General features: G+C 62.0%; 15 protein-coding genes. 8 read left to right on the forward strand and 7 right to left on the reverse strand.

Annotated elements, in window-relative coordinates:
* Positions 1 to 14: 14 nt before the first annotated feature.
* From B5G09_RS02770 to B5G09_RS02805, 7 genes are all read left to right on the forward strand, one after another.
* Positions 15 to 800, forward strand: a complete 786-nt coding sequence (locus B5G09_RS02770; protein WP_275531977.1) for an ABC transporter ATP-binding protein — start codon at positions 15 to 17, stop codon at positions 798 to 800.
* 6 nt (positions 801 to 806) lie between these two features.
* Positions 807 to 2,027 (forward strand): ABC transporter permease, encoded by a 1,221-nt coding sequence (locus B5G09_RS02775; RefSeq protein ID WP_087309293.1) that lies wholly within the window; start codon positions 807 to 809, stop codon positions 2,025 to 2,027.
* A gap of 281 nt (positions 2,028 to 2,308) precedes the next feature.
* Positions 2,309 to 3,358 carry a histidine kinase gene (locus B5G09_RS02780; RefSeq protein ID WP_087309292.1) on the forward strand — a complete coding sequence of 350 codons (1,050 nt, stop codon included), beginning with the start codon at positions 2,309 to 2,311 and terminating at the stop codon, positions 3,356 to 3,358.
* Positions 3,355 to 4,332 carry a response regulator transcription factor gene (locus B5G09_RS14280; RefSeq protein ID WP_241147548.1) on the forward strand — a complete coding sequence of 326 codons (978 nt, stop codon included), beginning with the start codon at positions 3,355 to 3,357 and terminating at the stop codon, positions 4,330 to 4,332. The genes B5G09_RS02780 and B5G09_RS14280 overlap by 4 nt, the downstream gene beginning before the upstream one ends.
* A 256-nt stretch (positions 4,333 to 4,588) precedes the next feature.
* Positions 4,589 to 5,854, forward strand: coding sequence for an efflux RND transporter periplasmic adaptor subunit (locus tag B5G09_RS02795; RefSeq protein WP_087403955.1), 1,266 nt, complete (start codon positions 4,589 to 4,591; stop codon positions 5,852 to 5,854).
* 7 nt (positions 5,855 to 5,861) lie between these two features.
* Positions 5,862 to 8,960, forward strand: a complete 3,099-nt coding sequence (locus tag B5G09_RS02800; RefSeq protein ID WP_087403956.1) for a multidrug efflux RND transporter permease subunit — start codon at positions 5,862 to 5,864, stop codon at positions 8,958 to 8,960.
* Positions 8,957 to 10,414, forward strand: coding sequence for an efflux transporter outer membrane subunit (locus B5G09_RS02805; protein WP_087403957.1), 1,458 nt, complete (start codon positions 8,957 to 8,959; stop codon positions 10,412 to 10,414). Before B5G09_RS02800 ends, B5G09_RS02805 begins: the two co-directional genes overlap by 4 nt.
* Before the next feature lie 206 nt (positions 10,415 to 10,620).
* Here B5G09_RS02805 and B5G09_RS02810 read toward each other — a convergent pair whose 3' ends face one another.
* From B5G09_RS02810 to B5G09_RS02840, 7 genes are all read right to left on the reverse strand, one after another.
* The gene (locus B5G09_RS02810) at positions 10,621 to 11,202 is read right to left on the reverse strand and encodes a Crp/Fnr family transcriptional regulator (RefSeq protein ID WP_087403958.1); all 582 of its coding nucleotides are present in this window, start codon (positions 11,200 to 11,202) and stop codon (positions 10,621 to 10,623) included.
* 96 nt (positions 11,203 to 11,298) lie between these two features.
* Positions 11,299 to 12,651 (reverse strand): MATE family efflux transporter, encoded by a 1,353-nt coding sequence (locus B5G09_RS02815; RefSeq protein WP_087403959.1) that lies wholly within the window; start codon positions 12,649 to 12,651, stop codon positions 11,299 to 11,301.
* 163 nt (positions 12,652 to 12,814) lie between these two features.
* Entirely contained in the window at positions 12,815 to 14,194 is a 1,380-nt protein-coding gene (locus tag B5G09_RS02820; RefSeq protein ID WP_087403960.1) for an aldo/keto reductase, read from the reverse strand.
* A 12-nt stretch (positions 14,195 to 14,206) separates the two neighbouring features.
* Positions 14,207 to 15,874: a 4Fe-4S binding protein gene (locus B5G09_RS02825; protein ID WP_087403961.1), complete on the reverse strand. Its 1,668-nt coding sequence runs from the start codon at positions 15,872 to 15,874 to the stop codon at positions 14,207 to 14,209.
* A gap of 101 nt (positions 15,875 to 15,975) precedes the next feature.
* Positions 15,976 to 17,247, reverse strand: coding sequence for a carboxymuconolactone decarboxylase family protein (locus B5G09_RS02830; RefSeq protein ID WP_087404083.1), 1,272 nt, complete (start codon positions 17,245 to 17,247; stop codon positions 15,976 to 15,978).
* A 233-nt stretch (positions 17,248 to 17,480) separates the two neighbouring features.
* Positions 17,481 to 18,485, reverse strand: coding sequence for a 2-hydroxyacid dehydrogenase (locus B5G09_RS02835; RefSeq protein WP_087403962.1), 1,005 nt, complete (start codon positions 18,483 to 18,485; stop codon positions 17,481 to 17,483).
* A 275-nt stretch (positions 18,486 to 18,760) separates the two neighbouring features.
* On the reverse strand, positions 18,761 to 19,615 hold the full coding sequence (locus B5G09_RS02840; protein ID WP_087309283.1) for a helix-turn-helix domain-containing protein: 855 nt from the start codon (positions 19,613 to 19,615) through the stop codon (positions 18,761 to 18,763).
* 163 nt (positions 19,616 to 19,778) lie between these two features.
* Here B5G09_RS02840 and B5G09_RS02845 point away from each other — a divergent pair, with 163 nt between their 5' ends.
* Positions 19,779 to 21,029 carry an efflux RND transporter periplasmic adaptor subunit gene (locus B5G09_RS02845; protein WP_087403963.1) on the forward strand — a complete coding sequence of 417 codons (1,251 nt, stop codon included), beginning with the start codon at positions 19,779 to 19,781 and terminating at the stop codon, positions 21,027 to 21,029.
* Positions 21,030 to 21,031 lie beyond the last annotated feature (2 nt).

A 21,031-nucleotide genomic window follows, 5' to 3' on the forward strand; every position in this document is an offset into this window, starting at 1 on the left:
GGTCACAACCGCAGATGAACGAGGATAAAACGGAGAATGCCATGGACGGGAATGAGAAGCGGGAGGTGATCCGGCTGGAGCAGATCCGGCGCAATTTCCAGGTGGGCGACGAGACGGTCCACGCCCTGCGCGGCGTGTCGTTCACGATCCGCGAGGGGGAGTTCGTGACGATCATGGGCACCTCGGGATCGGGCAAGTCGACGCTGCTCAATACGCTGGGATGCCTCGACACGCCGACCTCGGGCGAATACTACCTCGACGGGGTGTCGGTGCGCACGATGGACAAGAACCAGCGGGCGACGCTGCGCAACCGCAAGATCGGCTTCGTCTTCCAGAACTACAACCTGCTGCCGAAGACGACGGCCATCGAGAACGTCGAACTGCCGCTGATGTACAATCCGCAGTGCAAGGCCGACGAACGGCGGCGACGGGCCATCGCGGCGCTGGAGGCCGTGGGGCTGGGCGACCGGCTCCTGCACAAGAGCAACCAGATGTCGGGCGGACAGATGCAGCGTGTGGCCATCGCGCGGGCGCTGGTCAACAACCCGGCGGTGATCCTGGCGGACGAAGCCACCGGAAACCTCGATACACGGACGAGTTTCGAGGTGCTGGTACTCTTCCAGCAGCTCCACGCCGAGGGGCGCACGATCATCTTCGTGACACACAACCCCGAGATTGCGCAATACAGCAGCCGCAACATCACACTGCGTGACGGCCATATCACCGGCGACACCCGCAACGAACACATCTTGAGTGCGGCCGAGGCGCTGGCCCGGCTGCCGAAACAGGAGGATTATTAGCAGACCATGAACTTCGCGAATCTTTTCAAAATAGCCGTCAAGGCACTGAGCAACAACAAGCTGCGCGGATTTCTGACGATGCTGGGCATCATCATCGGCGTAGCGTCCGTGATCACGATGCTGGCCATCGGCCAGGGTTCGAAACGCAGCATCCAGGCCGAGATCAGCGAAATGGGGTCGAACATGATCATGATCCACCCGGGCGGCGACCGCCGAGGCGGCGTGCAGCTGAGCGCCGACGACATGGAGTCGCTCAAGTTGGAGGATCTGGAGGACATCCAGACCAAGACGCGCTACGTGACCTACGTCTCGCCGTCGGTCAACAGCGCGGGACAGGCCGTCTACGGATCGAACAACACCCCGACGACGGTCTACGGCGTGAATCTCGACTACCTGGAGATCCGCCGCTACCGCGTCGATGACGGCGACACCTTCTCGGAGCAGGACATCAAGACCGCCGCGAAGGTCTGCCTGGTCGGGAAGACCGTGGTCGACGAACTCTTCCCCAACGGGGAGAATCCCGTGGGCAAGGTCATCCGCTTCGGGACCATCCCGTTCCGGATCGTCGGTGTCCTGGAGAGCAAGGGCTACAACAGCATGGGCATGGATCAGGACGACCTGATCATCGCCCCCTACACAACCGTCCAGAAACGTATTCTGGCCATCACCCACCTGCAGGAGATCGTCTGCTCGGCGCTGACCGAGGCCTACACCGACCAGGCCATCGACGAAATCACGGAGATCCTGCGTGAAAACCACCGGCTGAAACCCTCGGACGAGGACGACTTCTCGATCCGTTCGCAGCAGGAGATGGCCTCAATGCTCACCTCGACGACCGACATGATGACCGTTCTGCTGGCGGCCGTGGCGGGCATCTCGCTCCTGGTCGGCGGCATCGGCATCATGAACATCATGTACGTCTCGGTAACGGAACGAACACGTGAAATAGGCCTCCGCATGTCGATCGGCGCCAAGGGGATAGACATTCTGGCGCAATTCCTCATCGAATCGATTCTGATCAGCGTTACGGGCGGACTGATCGGCGTAATCGTGGGCGTCGGAGCCGCCATTGCGGTGAATCTGATCGCCGCCTTCCCGATCTACATCCAGCCGTGGAGTGTCTTCCTCTCGTTCGCGGTCTGCACCCTCACGGGAGTCTTCTTCGGGTGGTATCCGGCCCAGAAGGCCGCCATGCTCGACCCGATCGAAGCCATCCGCTACGAATAACCGGCTTAAGAAGCCGGTCTTAGGGGCTGCGTATACGCCGAGAGGGTTCCGAACCGATTCCACGCTCCCGACAGCTCAATAAGCCGGTTCCAAAGACTATGTAGAATGGGTGGAAGCGAAGACGACCTATAGAGACCGGACAACGCCCTTTCGCCTCTAGAACCCGTCTCTTAGACGGGTCCCGGCTTAGGAAGCCGGCCTTAGGGGCGAAGGAGACTCCGAGAGGTTTCCGAACCAGCAATCGGGCGCTGCCAGACCGAAATTTTTATTACCTTTGTTCCATGACCGCATCGCAATCGAAATTCACCGGGTGGCTGGTCCATATCACGGTTTGGGCCGTGATCTTCTGTATGCCGCTCTTCCTGACCGGTCCCAACCGGCCGCTGATGAACGGACCGCAATACGTACGGTTCCTGCTCGTCCCGATCTCGTTCATGGCGGTCTTCTACACGAACTATTTCCTGCTGATCGACCGCTATCTGACCACACGCCGCTTCGGCCGCTTTACGGGCTACAACCTGCTGTTCATCGCCGTGGTGATGATCCTGGTCCACCTGCTCTTCCGCTACGTACTGCCGCCCGACATGCATCATCCGCCGATGGCACGCCCCTGGCAGCATACGGTACGCTTCTTCGCGGGCAACCTGACCCTCTACCTGCTGGTGGTGGGGGTTGGCGTGGCCATCCGCATGACCAGCGGATGGTACCGTGCCGAAGCAGCCCGCAAGGAGCTCGAACACAGCCATACGCAGGCCGAGCTCCAGAACCTCAAGAGCCAGTTGAATCCCCACTTCCTCTTCAACACGCTCAACAACATCTACTCGCTCATCCAGCTCGACACCGACCGCGCCCAGCAGGCCGTCCACGATCTGAGCCGTCTGCTGCGCTACGTGCTCTACGACAGCAGTCATCCGACGGTTCCCGTGGCGGCGGAGATCAACTTCCTGCGCGACTACATCGAGTTGATGCGCATCCGTCTGCCGCGTCACGTGAAGCTCTTCCTTGCGCTGCCCGACGCGCCGTCCGAGCGTCCCGTGGTACCGCTGCTGTTCATTTCGCTGGTGGAGAACGCCTTCAAGCACGGCGTCGACAACGACCGCCCCTCCTACATCTCAATCGACATCCACGAAATCGGCGACCAGCTGATCTGCCGCATCAAGAACAGCTACTTTCCCAAATCGGGCGCCTCGGACCGCAGCGGCTCGGGAATCGGACTGAAAAATCTTTCCCGACGGCTGGAGATGCTCTATGCGGGACGATACACCTTCGAGTACGGACGTTCGGGCGACGCCTACACGGCACTGCTGTGCCTCAATCTGTCGGAATCATGAACTGGAAACTGCGCTGCATGGTCATCGACGACGAGCCGCTGGCCGTCGAACTGATGGAGAGTTACGTACGGAAGACCCCGTTTCTGGAGCTCGTCGGCTCCTGCGGGAGCGGCACGGCGGCCTTCACGGCCCTGCGCCGGCAGCCGGTCGACCTGCTCTTCTGTGACATCCAGATGCCCGGTCTGAGCGGCATGGAGCTCTCGCGCATGCTGCCCGCGCAGACGCGCGTCATCTTCACGACGGCCTTTCCGCAGTATGCCGTCGAGGGGTTCCGGGTCCAGGCGATGGATTATCTGCTCAAGCCGATCAGCTATAACGACTTCCTGACGGCGGCAAACAAGGCGCTCGCGTGGTTCGATCTGAAACGCCGCGCCGAACAGTCCCTGCATTCCGGAGCGGAGAGCCCGGCCGGGGCATCCGGCCTTTCGGCGGCGGCAGAAACGGAATCCGGCGGCAACGCGTCGCAAAGCGTCGGAACCGCGGCACCGGCCGGAGCAGCGGGAGCAGCGGGAGCAGCGGGGGAGTCGCCTGCCGTACAAGGGGGCGGACAAGAGGGTGCACAGGGATCCGGTCAAAGAGCCACACAGGGGACCGGACCTGCCGGAAGGTTCGGCGACGATCTCCGGCAGAGCCTCTTCGTCAAGACGGAGTATCGCCTGCAGCAGATTCCGCTCGAAAGAATCCTCTATATCGAAGGGCTGAAGGATTACGTGAAGATCCACGTCGAGGGCGAAGCCCATCCGGTCGTCTCGCTGCTGAGTCTGAAGAGCCTCGAGGAGCAGCTTCCGGCCGACCGTTTCATCCGGGTCCACCGCTCGTATATCGTCCAGCCGTCGAAGATCCACACGATCGAACGCAACCGGATTCTCTTCGACCGGGAGCGGATCCCCATCTCGGAGAACTACCGACAGCCGTTCTACGATTTTCTCGCCCGCCACGCACTGCTTCCGGGAGGCATTCCCGGCAAGGAGTAGGGCTGCCGTAACACCCTCCCGCCGATCGTCCGCACCCCTGATGGCCGGCCGCACCTCCTCGCCGGCCGGCAATATCCCGCTCCGGGTCATGCCCCGGCCCGTCCTCTGCGGTCCGAACTTTACGACAAAAAGAGCCAAAAGCGGAAAAAGTTCTTCCAAAACATCATATTTGGCCGAAAAATCCGTTTCCTATGGAAAAAGTTCGTACCTTTGCAGGCTCCCGGAAACCAGGCAAACATCCGGAACTTTATTGAACATGGAACTATCACGCGAGAAAATCGTAAAGCAGGCGACCCAAGCCGGACGCCGCACGCTCCAACTCGGCAAACAAGCCGGCGGACGCATCCGCCGCTTCTCCAAGCGGACGTGGGGAATTCTGGGCCTCGGCGTCATCCTGATTGCCGGAGGTGTTTGGTGGATCTTCCGCCCCGAACCGCCCAAGCCCGTTCTGCCCGTCGTCGAGGTGGAGCCCGTCCGGACGGACGACATCGAAATCTACGGCGAATACGTCGGACGCATCCGCGCCCAGCAGTTCGTCGAAATCCGTGCCCGCGTCGAGGGCTTCCTCGAGAAGATGCTCTTCGAGGAGGGCACCTACGTCCGCCGCGGACAACCGCTCTTCATCATCGACCCCAAGGTCTACGAAGCCCGCGTCAACAAGGCCCGGGCCCAGCTGAACAAGGACAAGGCCATGGCCCAGAAGGCCGAACGCGACCTGCAGCGCATCCAGCCCCTCTACGAGCAGAATGCCGCCAGCCAGCTCGACCTGGACAATGCCGTCGCCTCGTACGAGAGCGCCACGGCCGCCGTGGCCATGAGCGAGGCCGACCTCACGCAGGCCGAAACCGCCCTGAGCTACACCACGGTCAGTTCGCCCATCTCGGGCTACATCTCCGAACGCAGCGTCGACATCGGTACGCTCGTCAGCCCGAACGGCAAGTCGCTGCTGGCAACGGTCGTCAAGAGCGACACCGTACGCGTCGACTTCAGCATGACGGGCCTCGACTACCTGAGAAGCAAGGCCCGCAACGTCAATATCGGTCAGAAGGATACCACCCGCAAGTGGAACCCCTACGTCACCATCACACTCCCCGACAACACGCCCTATCCGCTGCCCGGACTGGTCGACTTCGCCGATCCGCAGGTCGATCCCGAAACCGGAACCTTCTCGGTGCGTGCCGAAATGGCCAACCCCGACCGGATCCTGCTCCCGGGACAGTTCACCAAGGTGCGGTTGCTGCTGGACGTGCGGGAGGACGCCATGGTAATCCCCACCAAGTCGGTGGTCATCGAGAAGGGCGGCGCCTATATCTTCGTGGTGCGCCCCGACAGCGTGGCCGAACGCCGCATGGTCGAACTGGGGCCCGAACTGGGCAACCGCGTGATCGTCGAACGCGGCGTGGTGCCGGGCGAGAAGATCGTCACCGAGGGATTCCACAAACTCACCCACGGCGACAAGGTCGAACCCGTCGCTCCGGTCAGGGAGACGGCCAAGGACGAAGTGTCGAATCCCGAAAACTGATCCGCACATGAAATCCGATTTCTTCATTGACCGGCCGATATTCTCGACCGTCATCTCGATCGTCATCGTCATCGTGGGTCTGCTGGGACTGGTGCTGCTGCCCGTCGACCAGTATCCGCACATCGTGCCGCCGGTGGTCAAGATCTCGGCGTCGTACCCGGGCGCCAGCGCCCAGACCGTCACGCAGGCCGTCGCCACCCCGATCGAACAGGAGCTGAACGGTACGCCCGGCATGCTCTACATGGAGTCGACGAACTCCAACTCGGGAAGTTTCACCGCCACGGTGACCTTCGACATCGACACCGATGCCGACCTGGCCGCCGTCGAGATCCAGAACCGCGTCAAGCAGGCCGAGGCGCGTCTGCCGGCCGAGGTCGTGCAGAACGGCATCTCGGTCGAGAAACAGGCCTCGAGCCGCCTGATGACCGTCACGCTGCTGTCGAACGACCCGAAATTCGACGAAATCTACCTCTCGAACTACGCCACGCTGAACGTGCTGGACATGTTGCGGCGCGTGCCGGGTGTCGGCAGCGTCTCGAACGTCGGCAGCCGCTACTACGCCATGCAGATCTGGGTGCAGCCCGACCGTCTGGCCAACCTCGGACTCACGGTCCAGGACCTGCAGAAGGCCCTCAAGGACCAGAACCGCGAATCGGCCGCCGGTGTGCTGGGCCAGCAGCCCATCACGGATCTCGACGTCACCACGCCGATCATCGCCCAGGGACGTCTCTCGTCCGTCGGGCAGTTCGAGGAGATCGTCATCCGCGCCAACCCCGACGGCTCGCTCATCCGCCTGCGCGACGTGGCCCGCGTCTCGCTCGAAGCCGCTTCGTACAACACCGAGAGCGGGATCAACGGCGGAAATGCCGCCGTGATGAACGTCAACATGCTGCCGGGCGCAAACGCCATGGAGGTAGCCCAGCGCGTCAAGCAGACCATGGAGGAGATCAGCCGCAACTTCCCCGAGGGTATCTCCTATGAGATCCCCTTCGACATGACGGATTACATCTCGCAGTCGATCAAGGAGGTCTACCATACGCTCATCGAGGCGCTGCTGCTGGTGATCCTCGTAGTCTTCCTCTCGCTGCAGAACTGGCGGGCCACGCTGATCCCGACGATCGCCGTACCGATCTCGCTGATCGGTACGTTCGGCGTGATGCTCGTCTTCGGCTTCTCGCTCAACATGATGACGCTGCTGGGTCTGATCCTGGCCATCGGTATCGTCGTCGACGATGCCATCGTGGTGGTCGAGGCCGTCGAACGCACGATGGACGAGGAGGGGCTGTCGCCCTACGAGGCCACCAAAAAGGCCATGAATGGGCTGGGCAGCGCCATCATCGCCACGTCGCTCGTTCTGTGCGCCGTATTCGTGCCGGTGAGCTTCCTGTCGGGCATCACCGGACAGTTGTACCGGCAGTTCACCATCACGATCGCCGTTTCGGTGCTGATCTCGACGTTCGTGGCCCTGACCCTCTCGCCGGCCCTCTGCGCCCTGATCCTGCGGCCCGATTCGGGCAAGAAGAAAAACCGCCTGTTCCGCCGCATCAACCTCTGGCTGGCTCGCGGCAACAAGTTCTACGAGAAGATGATCCGCGGCGGCGTGCGCCACTCGAAGCGGATGCTCGCCCTCTTCGGGCTGACACTCGTGGCGCTGTGGCTGCTGAACAAGGTCGTGCCGCAGAGCTTCATGCCCCAGGAGGACCAGGGCTACTTCACCGTCGAACTGGAGCTCCCCGAGGGGGCTACGCTCGAACGCACGCGCAAGGTCACCGACCGGGCCATGGCATACCTGATGTCGCTGCCCGACGTGGAGTACGTGCTCAACGTCACGGGTTCGAGCCCGCGCGTGGGGACGAACCAGTCGCGCAGCCAGCTGACCGTGATCCTCAAGCCGTGGGAGGAGCGCAAGAGTTCGGATATCCGCGAGGTGATGAGTGACGTGCGGAAGGAGCTGGAGCGCTATCCGGAGAGCAAGGCCTACCTCTCGACGCCGCCCGTCATCCCGGGACTGGGCGCCTCGGGCGGTTTCGAGATGGTGCTCGAAGCCCGCGGCGACGCCTCGTACAACGACCTGCAGCGGGCCGTCGACACGTTGCTGCACTACGCCTCGCAGCGCAAGGAGCTCACCGGGCTCTCGTCGTCGATGCAGAACGACATTCCGCAGCTCTACTTCGACGTCGACCGCGACAAGGCCCAGATGCTGGGCGTTCCGATGGCCGACATCTTCTCGACGGTGAAGACCTTCACCGGGTCGGTCTACGTCAACGACTTCAACATGTTCAACCGCATCTACCGCGTCTACATCCAGGCCGAGGCCCCGTACCGCGCCCAGCGTGAGAACCTCGGACTGTTCTTCGTGCGGGGTGCCGACAAGGCCATGATCCCGATCACGGCCCTCGGCACGACCTCCTACACCACGGGACCGGGTACGATCCGCCGCTTCAACATGTTCAACTCGGCCACCATCTCGGGCGAAGCGGCCCAGGGCTACAGTTCGGGACAGGCGATGGCCATCCTCGAACAGATCGCCCGGCGTCATCTGCCCACGACGATCGGCATCGAGTGGAGCGGCCTCTCGTATCAGGAAAAGCACGTCAGCGGGCAGACGGGCTACGTACTGGGGCTGGCCTTCCTCTTCGTCTTCCTCTTCCTGGCGGCGCAGTACGAGAGCTGGCTGATCCCCGTGGCGGTGATCCTCTCGCTGCCCATCGCCGGCATCGGCGCCTACCTCGGAAACTGGGCCTGCGGACTGGAGAACAACATCTACTTCCAGATCGGTCTGGTGATGCTGGTGGGTCTGGTGGCCAAGAACGCCATCCTGATCGTCGAATTCGCCAAGGAGGAGGTCGAGAAGGGTCGCGACACGTTGTCGGCCGTCATCCAGGCCGCGCACCTGCGTTTCCGGCCCATCGTCATGACCTCGCTGGCCTTCATTCTGGGCATGCTGCCGCTCGTGTTCGCCAGCGGTCCGGGGTCGGCCAGCCGCCAGGGAATCGGTACGGGCGTCTTCTTCGGCATGCTGGTGGCCATCACGGTCGGCATCGTCTTCGTGCCGTTGTTCTTCGTCTGGGTTTACAAAGTGAAAGAAAAATGGTCGAAACGATGAAACGAACTACCTTATATATCCTCCTGTGCGGATGGCTGCTGACGACGGCCGCCGGCTGTTCGGTGCAGAAGAAGTGCAAGTCGCCCGATCTGGAGGTTCCCGAAGAGATCGTCGCCGGAGAGCGGGATTCACTCTCGATCAGCGACCGCAACTGGTGGGAGATCTACTCCGACCCGACGCTCTGCCGGCTGATCGAACGCACGCTCGAACACAACCGCAGCCTGCAGTCGGCCGACGCCCGCGTGCGCCAGCTCGAGGAGCTCTACCGCGTGAGCAAGGCCGCGCGTCTGCCGTCGGTCGACGGGATGGCCTATGCCAACCGCGAGACGAACGACTATGCCGACACGAAGTTCTCGAACGATCCCGAAATCGGCATCAAGGCGCGTCTGAGCTGGGAGGCCGACCTGTGGGGGAGCCTGCGGTGGGCCAAACGCAAGGGTGCGGCCGAGTATCTGGCCTCGGTCGAGGGGGCCCGGGCGCTGCAGATGGCGCTGGTGGCCGAGGTGGCCACGGCCTACTTCGAGCTGGTGGCGCTGGACAACGAGTTGCAGATCGTCCACCGTACGGTGGAGACCCGCGAGGAGAGTGTCGAACAGGCGCGGCTGCGTTTCGAAGGGGGTCTGACCTCCGAGACGAACTACCAGCAGGCGAAGGTCGAGCTGGCGAGCGCCTCGGCGCTGATTCCGAACCTCGAGCTGCAGATCGCCCAGAAGGAGAACCAGATCTCGGTACTGGCCGGAGGATTCCCCGACCGGGTCGAACGGGCCAAACTGGATCTGAATGTCGTGATGCCCGAAGCGCTGCCCATCGGACTCTCGTCGACGCTGCTGCAGCGGCGGCCCGACGTGCGGCAGTCCGAGCAGCAACTGCGCGCGGCGATGGCGGGCGTGGGCATTGCCTATGCCGACCGCTTCCCGCGGCTGACCTTCACGCTGACGGGCGGTGTGGAGAACGGCCACTTCAAGGGGCTGCTCGAATCGCCCTTCACCTACATGGCCGCCAATCTCACGGCGCCGCTCTTTGCCTTCGGCACCAAGCGGGCGAAGTACCGCGCAGCGCTGGCGGCCTACGACCAGGCGCGGCTGGGCTATGAACAGAAGGTACTGGAGGTTTTTCAGGAGGTGAACGACGCCGTGGTGGCCTACCGCAACATGCGCCGCACGGCCGAGTTGAAGTACAACCTGCGCGAGGCGGCCCGGCAGTATGTCGTACTGGCCAAGCTGCAGTATATCAACGGGGTGATCCGCTACATCGACGTGCTGGACGCCCAGCGGAAGTTCTTCGACGCGCAGATCGAGGAGAGCAACGCCGTGCGCAACGAACACCTGGCGCTGGTCGAGCTCTACAAGGCGCTGGGCGGCGGTTGGAATGTCGACCGCACGGCCTTCCGAGAGCAGGCTGCGGCCGCCGCGGATGACGCTGCAACCGCCACGGAAACCTCCGGAAGGGAATAGATCTCCGGGAGGGTGGAGCAGGAGGGGATAAGCCGCAGCTGCCCGACACCGCTCCGATGCCGCAAAGATCCCTGCGAACCGATGCGAATCAGCCCCCTACGGAAATCAGCCCCCACGAAAACACGAAAAAACCTCCGACTTGTGGGTCGGAGGTCTTTTCGTATGCCTGTGTGAAGGGATCCGAAGCGACGCCGGCATCCATCCGGCTACGGCTTCCTGCGATGGAGCCGGGCGCGGATGCGGCTCAGCGACTGGGGCGTGATCCAGAGATAGGAGGCGATGTGTTTGAGCGGCACGACGCGCAGCAGTTCGGGATTCTCCTCCATCAGAGCCCTGTAACGCTCTTCGGCCCGCGGGGCACCGCCGGCGGCCAGCAGCCAGTTCTCCAGATCGAGAAACTGCACCTCGAACAGGCGCCGTCCGAAATTGGCCGCCTCGACCGACTCGCCGAAAAACAGTTCCAGCTCCCGACGCGGAAGGGCATAGAGTTCGGCATCGCACATCGCCTCGATAGTGATCGACGAGGGACGGTCGTCGACATAACTGCGCGTCGAGAAGATCGCCTCGCCCTCCCCGGCAAACCACAGCGCAATGTCGTTCCCTTCGTGCAGATAGTGGCCGAGCCAGACGCCGCGGCTCACCAGGTAGAAATCGCCGTTGCGCTCGCCCTGACGCACAATGCACTCGCCCTTGCGAAACTCGCGGCGCTCCATGCGGCCGAGTAGCGCTTCGCAGGCCGGGATCGGAAGGCGATATTTCCGGCTGAATTTTTCGAGAAAGGGTGTCATTGCGCCTTGCCGTTACGATTCATACCGCAAAGATAGGAAAACTGCGGCGCGAAGACAAGCCGCTGGCTCGACAAAACCGCATGCGAAGTGACACTTCTATGCGGCCCGATGTTTCGGACGGCGTGCGTAGATGGCCACGACCACACAGAAGGTGAGCACCTCGGAGAGCGGTACGGCCAGCCAGATGCCCGGGATACCGGCCACATGCGGCAGCCCGAAAAAGCATCCCATCTGAAAGACGAAGCCGCGCAACAGCGTGAGGGCCATAGCCGGACGCGGTCGCTCGACACTCTGGAAATAGATGATCGAGACGATGTTGACGGCAAAGAAGACAAATCCGGCGGCAAAGAGCGGAAGCCCCTCGACGGCTATTCTGTAGGCGGGATATTCCGGCGAGATGAACATCGCCGCGATCCAGCGGCTGGCCAGCGCCGTTGCAAGAAAGACACACGCTCCGAACCCGACGGCCGTAGCCAGCGCCAGGTGGAAGGCCCTGCGGACCCGGTCGGGATTCCCGGCGCCGAAGTTATAGCTCAGGATGGGCTGGGCCGACTGTCCGATGGCGTTGTTGACCATGAAGATGATCGGGAAGAAGTAGCAGGCGATGCTGAAGGCCGCCACACCGTCCTCGCCCAGATAGCGGATGAAGACGTAGTTGCCCGAGAACATCATCGTGGCGATGGCCGCCTCGCAGAGGAAGCTCGACAGCCCCAGCCGACACATGTAGCCGACGTTGCGACGCGTCAGGCGCAGGCTTTTGCGGCTTGTCTTCACGCGGCAGAAGCGAACCCGGCAGCGGCGCCGGCTCAGGTAGACGACAATCATCACCGCCCCGACGACATACCCCAGACTCGTGGCCAGTGCCGCCCCCAGCATGCCCCAGCCGCAGACGAAGATGAAGACGTAGTCCAGCACGATGTTGATGACGGCCGGCACGACGTTGCAAAACATGGCATAGTTGGGCGAGCCGTCCAGACGGATGAAGAACATCCCGGAGCTCAGCAGCGCGCTGAAGGGCAGGAACGGCACAAACCAGCGCATGTACTCGACAGCCAGCGGCAGCAGCCGCTCGGAACTGCCCAGCAACCGCGCCACCTCGGGCATAAAGAGCGAAATCACGAGGCTGTAGAGGGCCAACAGCAGCGTCGAGACGACGACGGCCTGCGTGATGTTGATACGGGCCGTGCGGAGCTTGCCGTGCGAAAGGTGGATCGACGCCACGACCGACGCCCCGACACCGAACATCAGACCGACCCCCGTGCTGATGAGGAAGAGCGGCGAGGTGATGTTGACCGCCGCCAGAGCGTCGCTGCCGATGCCGTGGCCGACGAAGATGCCGTCCGTGATGACGAAGGCGACCGAGAAGACCATCCCCAGCACCGTCGGGATCAGCAGACGCCGGAACAACTGCGGGATGTCCATCCGTGCGAAATCGATACTGTCTTTCATAGGTTCCGTTTTCGGATCACAAAGATAGGGGCTTCCGCCTGCGGAAAAATTAACATAGGATAAAAAATCGGCCCGACGACGGACCCCAAAAATCCCGGCCGAGATCCTCTCGGTCGGGATTGGGGATCGGGAATTGCGCCCGGACGAACAGAGACTCCGGGAATCAGAGCTTGTTCTGCCGGAGCTGCTCGACAAAATGGTCGATGCGGTGCAGCTGCTGCGGGATGTCGATCGTCTGCGGACAGTGTGACACGCACTGCCGGCAGCCGATGCAGTGGCTGGCCTGACGCAGCCGCGGCACCGAACGGTCGTAACCGATCAGAAAGGCCCGCCGGGCCCGTCGGTAATCGGGATCCTGCGCGCTCTTGGGCACGTTGCCCTCGTTGATACACTTGTTATAATGGGCGAAGATGGCCGGGATATTCAGCCCGTAGGGGCAGGGCATGCAGTACTGGCAGTCGGTGCAGGGAACCATCGGATACCGGAGCAGATCGCGGGCCGTCTCCTCGAGCAGCGCATATTCGGCCTCGGTCAGCTCCTCGAGCGGCGAATAGGTGCGGATATTGTCCTGCAGATGCTCCATGTAGGTCATGCCGCTCAGCACCGTAAGCACCTTCGGATAGGAGCCCGCAAAGCGGAAGGCCCACGATGCGGCACTCTGCGTCGGACGCTGCTCCTTGAGACGGGCGACCAGGTGGTCGGTCAACCGCGAAAGACGCCCGCCGAGCAGCGGCTCCATGATGACGACCGGAATGTTGCGCTTCTCCAGTTCGCCGTAGAGGTAGTCGGCATTGAGGTTGCGACCCGAGGCGTGGCGCCAGTCGACATAGTTCATCTGGATCTGGACAAAGTCCCAATGGGCTTCGCCGCTGTCGTGCATCGCCATCATGTGTTCGAACAGCTCCTTCGAACCGTGGAACGACCAACCCAGATTGCGGATGCGTCCCGCGGCACGCTCGCCCTGCAGGAACTTCAGCACGCCGTTGTCGATGAAGCGCTGCCGGAAGGTCTCGATTCCCTTGCCGCCCAGCGAGTGCAGCAGGTAGTAGTCCAGATAGTCGACCTGCAGCTCGCTGAACGACTGCCGGTACATGGCCAGCGAGTTTTCGCGCGTGGGATTCGAAAAGTTCGACATCTTCGTAGCCACGAAATAACTCTCGCGCGGATGACGCTTGAGAGCAATGCCCGTCGAACGTTCGGAAAATCCCTGCAGGTAGACGGGCGCCGTATCGAAATAGTTGACCCCGTGGGCCAGCGCGTAGTCGACCAGCGTGTTGACCGTCTCCTGATCGATCGGGTTGCCGTCGGCGGCCGGAGTCTCGAGCAGCGGCCAGCGCATGCATCCGTAACCCAGCAGCGAGACCCGGTCGCCCGTCGACGAACTGGTGCGACAGGTCATCCGGTCGGTCGGGACCTCGCCCTGCGGGGCGGAGGTGCCGCTGCCGCTCTTCGGCGCACATCCGTAAAGGGCAGCCGTCGTGGCGGCCGCACCAAGTCCCAGCGTCTTCAGAAATTCGCGGCGGTCTATCTTGTTCTTCTCCATCTCTTTCACCGTTTAGAGCGTTTTGTGTTGTTGATGCCCCTCGACGACTATGGCGCTGAAGGGTCGGGCCGGGCAGAGGTTTTCACACGCCCCGCAGCCGATGCAACGGGCCTCGTCGATGGTCGGAATGTGCAGCGAATGGGGGTCATTCGGATCGCTCGGCACCATGTGGATCGCCCCGACCGGGCAGTGGCGGGCGCAGTTGCTGCACGAGACGCCGTCGGTCCGCACCACGCAGTTTTCGGGAATCCACACCGAGTGGCCGATCTGGATCGAGGACTTCTCGGCCAGATCCGTCAGGCGGATGGCACCCGTCGGGCAGACCTCCGCGCACTTCGTGCACTCGGGACGGCAGTAATCGCGTTCGTACGACATCTCGGGCTTCATCAGCCGCATCAGATCGCCCGACGGTCGCAGCACCTGATTCGGGCAGACCGTCACACAGAGCTGGCAGGCCGTGCAGTGGGCGAGGAAATCCCGCAGGCTCCGGGCTCCGGGCGGCACGAGCGGCGTCGACCGCTCCGGGGCGCGTTTCTTCTCGATAAAGGCCAGTCCTCCGTCGACCTTCTTCTCCTGGGCCTGAATGGCCGAACCCACCAGCAGTCCCACCACGCCGAGGAATCCGCGGCGCGAAACCTTCCCCCCGGCGGAACTCTCCGAAGCCGGGGAGGCCGGGGCATTCACCGAGGCAGCAGAGGCTGCAAAGACAGCGGGGGAGATAACCGTGGCCGAAACAGGGCTATCGGTCGTAACTGCAGCGGGGGAGACAACCTGGACAGAAGCGGCCGTCGACCGCGAGAGACTCTTCTTCCGGTCCGGTCCCTTTGCGTCGGTTCCGGCGGCCGGTTTCGGTGCCGAGTGCCGCCACGTATAGGAGATGGCCCCCTGGCGGCAGTGCTCCAGACAGTCCATGCAGGCCACACAGCGGCTGTAGTCGATCGTGTGAGCCGCCGGATCAATGCACGAAGCCTTGCAGTTGCGGGCGCAGAGCTTGCAACCGTTGCACTTCGACACGTCGAAGCGCGGCTTGAAGAGCGAGAAGCGCGACAACTCGCCCAGCACCGTGCCCACCGGGCAGACCGTATTGCACCATGTGCGTCCGCCACGCCACGCCAGCACGAAGATCACCACGAAGGTCACCCCGGCAACGAGCAGCGTCGGGAGGCTCTTCAGCCAGACATCGACCGAATAGAAGGCGTAGCTGTCCAGACGCTCGGCCGCCCAGGCCAGCAGGTTGTTGCCCCAACCGTAGAACGGAGCCACGAGGCTCTGGACCATGCGTCCGTAGGCGCTGTAGGGGGCGATCAGTGCGCCGATGCTTCCCAGACCGGCGGCCATCACCCCGATGAAGAGCACAAGCACCGTCCAGCGCAGCCACGTCCGGGCCGGCCGGTAGACAAAACGGTTGCGGTGCCTGCGCCGCCGTCCGGAGAACCACGAGACGAGGTCCTGCAGGACGCCCAGCGGGCAGATCACCGAACAGTAGATGCGCCCGAAGAGGAGCGTCAGCACCACCAGAAAGAGCACCACCCCGACGTTCAACGCCAGCACGGCGGGCAGAAACTGGATCCGGGCCATCCAACCGAACCACGCATGGATGCTCCCCGTAAAGTCGAGGAACAACAGCGTGATCAGAACGAAGAAGAGGGTCGCCAATGCGATCCGGATTTTTCGCAGCATGGGTATTCAGTTTGTTCTATCTCACTATCTCATTCCGACGGATGCACACGCTCATTCGTCGATCATTCACCGCATTCCGCTCCCCCTCCTTCCGCAGAAGCCTACTTCTTCCCGGGCAGCACCTCGTTCAGGCAACCGATGGCGTTGAGCGTCCGCGGATAACCGATCCACGGCAGCAGCTGCGTCACCACGGCCAGCAGTTTGCGCTTGTCGTTGCCCACCTGCACGTTGCCGGCGATATGCCCCTTGACCTGGGGTTCGCAGCCGCCGAGCGAGATGAGGATCGAAAAGGTCACCAGTTCGCGCATCGGCTCGTCCAGCCCGCCGCGGGTCATGTAGTCGCCAAAGCAGTTGGCCGAGAGGAAATCCTGGATGTGACGCTCCTCCCCGGGAGCCGCGGCACGCATGGCGTCGATGTTCGCGGCACCGAAGATCGACCGCTGCACAGCCAGACCCTTTTCGAAACGGTCCTCGCGCGAAGTCGTCCCCTGCGGCGCAAGCGGCAGCTTCACGCCCCGGGCCCGCAGCATGTCGTTGGTCAGCTCCAGCAGATCGGCCACACGCGCCATTCCGGCGTAGGGGACCGCATGGTAGAGCACCTCCTTCACCTCGACGGGGGTTATGCCCGTATGAAGAGCCGCCTCAAGGGTCGTCCGGAAGAGCGTCCGGCTCTCCAGCGCCACGGCCGAGGCCAGCGTACAGAGCAGGCGCGTCCGCAGATCGAGATCGCTGTGGGAGGGAACTTCGCCGAGTGCAAAATTAGCAAAAATTTCCGCCAGTTCGGGATCTTCACCGCCCAAAATGGGCGTTTCACCCGGGAACAACTGCTCCAGCAGCTGCCGGGCATCCTCGCTGAGGACCGGAGCGGCGGCTGCAGCGGTTGTGGCGGCCGCATACTGCGCGTCGTCGACGGGTTCGAGCCACGTATTGACGTTGGTCTGCGGATTGCACTCGACAGCCAGATGCGAGAACCAGCTGTCGGGAGCCGCTCCGTGCCAGTGTTCGACATCAGGTGCGATCTCGACGATATCACCCGGCAGCAACTCCCGGGCTGCCTCGCCCCGGGCCTGATAATAGCCCCGCCCGCCGACGGCAATCAGCAGCTGACCGCCGGTATGGCTGTGCCAGTTGTTGCGGCATCCGGGCGAGAAGGTCACGTTCGAAACCGGCACGTGAAGCGCCGATTCACGGGTCAGCGGTGCCAGCCAGGCCTGACCGATAAAATACTTCGAAAACTGTTCCGGTAATTTGTCACCCACGGGAAACGGGCTGACTTTCTGAGGTTTTTCCATATGCTGTGCTTGTAACGTTTGTACACATCCGCCCGCTACCAACAGCAGGGCGGTCCATAAAAGGTTCCAGATTCCGTTCATAAGATTCGGGATGAAGGTTTTACGGTACAAAAGTAGCATCTTTCCGCCCTCCGAACCATACCCGGATTACGGATCCGCCTACCCGTTTTACGCATTCTCCCGGCAGCACGGCTGCCGGCCCCGCACACCCTCGGCCGTCGCGTCCGCCCGCACCGGTCCGCAGACGGCAGGAGGAGCGACCCCGTGCCGGATCCGCTCCTCCTCGTCCGTCGTGCTCCCGATCGCGGGACGGGTCACTCGGCGTCGATACGCACCTCGTTCGTCAAGGGCTTGCGAGCCTCGAATTCACTGATGTTCAACATCGTAATGCGCGCGATGTTGTCCAACGCCTCCCGGGTGAAGAATCCCTGATGCGAGGTGACAATCACGTTGTTGAACGACAGGAGGCGCGCCAGCACGTCGTCGTCCATAATGCGGTCCGAGGTATCCTCGTAGAAGTAGGCCGCCTCCTCTTCGTAGACATCCAGACCGGCCGCACCGATGCGTTTCTCCTTCAGTCCGTCGATCAGCGCCTCGGTATGGATCAGCTGCCCGCGGCCCGTATTGATGAGCACCACCCCCGGCTTCATGTGCGAAATGGCCACGTCGCCGATCATGTAACGCGTCTGGTCGGTCAGCGGGCAGTGGAGCGAGATGATGTCCGAACGGCTGTAAAGCTCCTCAAGCCCGACGTAGGTGATCCCTTCACGGGCGGCATAAGCCTCGTCGGGGTAGAGGTCATAGGCCAGAATCTCCATGCCGAAGCCCTTCAGAATGCGGATCAGTTCCCGGGCAATCTTGCCCGTACCGATGATGCCGGCCGTCTTGCCGTACATGTCGAAGCCCATCAGACCGTGCAGCGAGAAGTTCCCGTCGCGCGTGCGCCAGTAGGCACGGTGGATCTTGCGGTTGAGCGCCAGCATCAGTGCCACGGCGTGTTCCGCCACGGCGTGCGGCGAATAGGCCGGAACCCGTACCACCGGAATCCCGTAACGGGCCGCCGCCTTCAGATCCACGTTGTTGAAACCCGCACAGCGCAGGGCTATGAGCCGCACGCCCATCTCCGAGAGGGCGCCGATCGTCTCGGCATCGGCCGTATCGTTGACGAAGATACAGACAACATCCGCCCCCTTGGCCAACGCTACGTTGTTGGCATTCAGATGGCTGCGATGGTAGCAGACCTCGAAGCCGAAATTCGGACGGATCCGCTCGAAGGACTCCTTGTCGTAAGGTTGCGTCCCGAAAAGCATGACTTTCATAGCATTCGAATATTAGCCGGAATTTTCCGTGTCCCGAATCGACGCCGCCCCGCATCCGTCTCACCCGCAAACGCAGGATGCGACATCCGAGGCATCGCGTCGTTCTGAAAACGAAAAATCGAAGTTTTCATTATGTCGGTTTCCAGAAATCGTCCGTTCCGCCGCCGATTGTATCCAGTCACCTATATATATCAGGCGACTCCACCGGGAATGCGGCAAATTCGGGTCCAAAGCCGCCCCTTGAAGACCAAAAAAACCGCCACAGCAGGATGCGATTATCCCCGTCGTGCGTTGCGGTATTCGGTGGGGGACTCCCCGGCGTGCTTCTTGAAGAAGCGGCCCAGATAGGACTGATCGGGGAATTTCAACCGGTAGGCGATCTCCTGCACCGAAAGATCCGTCGAGCGGAGCATCATCCGGATCTCAAGCATCACCGAGCGGTCGATGAACTCCTTGGCCGACGTATGGGCCACGCTGCGCACGATCGTCGACAGATAACGCGCCGAGATGCAGAGCCGGTCGGCATAGAAGGACACCTCGCGCTCCTGCGAGCAATATTCGTGAACAAGGGCTGCAAAGCGCTGAAACAGCTCTGTCTGACGTGTCGTCGACTCTCCGGCCGGCATCTGCTTCGAAGCAAAACGCTGCATCTTGTCGTAGATCTCCAGCAGGACGTTCTGCAGCCGGTTCTTGACAATCGTATTGCGGTAGATGTTCTGCCGGTCGCGGTAGTTGAAGGCCATCATCTGAAACCAGATATTGGTTCCGTCGACAATCCGTTGCGGGGGAGTCGACGAGAAGGGATTGCGATGCACGATCTCGAAAAATCCCGGATCCAGGCGGAAGGCCGCCTCCAGAAAAAGATCCCGCGAAAATGTGCAGTACGAGGCACGAAAATTCTCCGTCCGATCCAGAAAAAGCAGATAGCTCCCCGGCAGCAGCAACACCGTCGAATTGCATTGCAGCCGCCCCTGACACTGATCGACCATCACCTCCGCATGTCCCTCCCGACAGAAGAGAATGGCACACCCCTCGAGGCGGTGGGCATTCTGCTCGAAGTAGGAAAAATCGGACTCGCCGACAATGAACTGCTCCTCCGCAGAGGTGATTAACGGGTTGATTGAGGTCATGTGAATTCTTTTTTCGAACAAAAATAGTGAAAAAAGAGTTAATTTCTCTATTATTGTTCCGAAAAGTGCCAACACTGTTCGCAATATAAGGCACATCGGCACCGTTTTTAAGATACTTTTGCACCTGAAAAAGTTTTTTAGTACAATAAAGCAAAGGAAAGTTATGAAGCAAACATTCGTGAAAGCGGCCGTTTGGGCATCTTGCCTGGCTGCCGTTGCATGTGGACAGGCTCCGACGGCCATGGGTCCCGGCGAGTATGCCGTGATGACCATCGCCCAGACCGACCGCGAAATCCCGACCAACTACTCGGCAACGATCCGCGGTCGCCAGGACATCGACATCTATCCGCAGGTTTCGGGAACCATCTGGCAGCTCTGCGTCACCGAAGGTCAGAACGTCTCGAAGGGGCAGACCCTCTTCATCATCGACCAGGTCCCCTACAAGGCCGCCCTGCAGACCGCCGAGGCCAATGTCGCAGCCGCCGAAGCCAGCGTGGCCACGGCCCAACTTACCTATGACAGCAAAAAAGAACTTTTCGCCCGCAACGTTGTCTCGCAGTTCGACCTCTCGACCGCCGAGAACAACCTGCTCACGGCCAAGGCCCAGCTGGCTCAGGCCGAAGCTCAGCGCGTAAACGCGGCCAACAACCTCTCCTATACGGTTGTCAAGGCTCCGTCGAACGGCGTCGTCGGCACGCTTCCCTACCGGGTGGGTGCCCTGGTGAGCGCCTCGATGCCCCAGCCGCTGACCACCGTCTCGGACAACTCGACCATGTATGTCTACTTCTCGATGACCGAAAACCAGCTGCTCAACCTCACGCGCCGCTACGGCTCGATCGCCCAGACGCTGAAGAACATGCCCGATGTCGAGCTGCAGCTCAACGACGGCTCGATGTATGACAAGAAGGGCCGCGTGGAGTCGATCAGCGGTGTGATCGACACCTCGACGGGCAGCGTTTCGCTGCGCGCCGCATTCCCCAACCCCGACGGACTGCTCCACAGCGGAGGTTCGGGCAACGTCGTGCTGACCAACTCGTTCAAGAACTGCATCGTCGTGCCGCAGGCCGCCACGTTCGAGATTCAGGACAAGGTATTCGCCTACAAGGTCGTAGACGGCAAGGCCACGTCGACCCCGCTCAGCGTCGAGAAGATCTCCAACGGGCAGGAATATATCGTCACGTCGGGACTGGTCCCGGGCGATGTGATCGTCACCGAGGGTGTCGGCCTGATGCGTGAGGGCACGCCGATCCGTCCGAAGGGCGAGGCCGCCGCTCAGGCTGCTCCCGCCGAAGAGGCTGCCGCAGCTCCTGCCGCCGCAGAGAACGCAGAGAACCAGGAGCAGGCTGCCGCCGCCGATAACCAGACCGAGCAGAAGGCCGCTTCGGCCCAGACTCAAACCGAAAAGGAGGAATAACC

It is taken from the genome of Alistipes sp. An54, assembly GCF_002159375.1.
Classification (GTDB): Bacteria; Bacteroidota; Bacteroidia; order Bacteroidales; family Rikenellaceae; genus Alistipes; species Alistipes megaguti.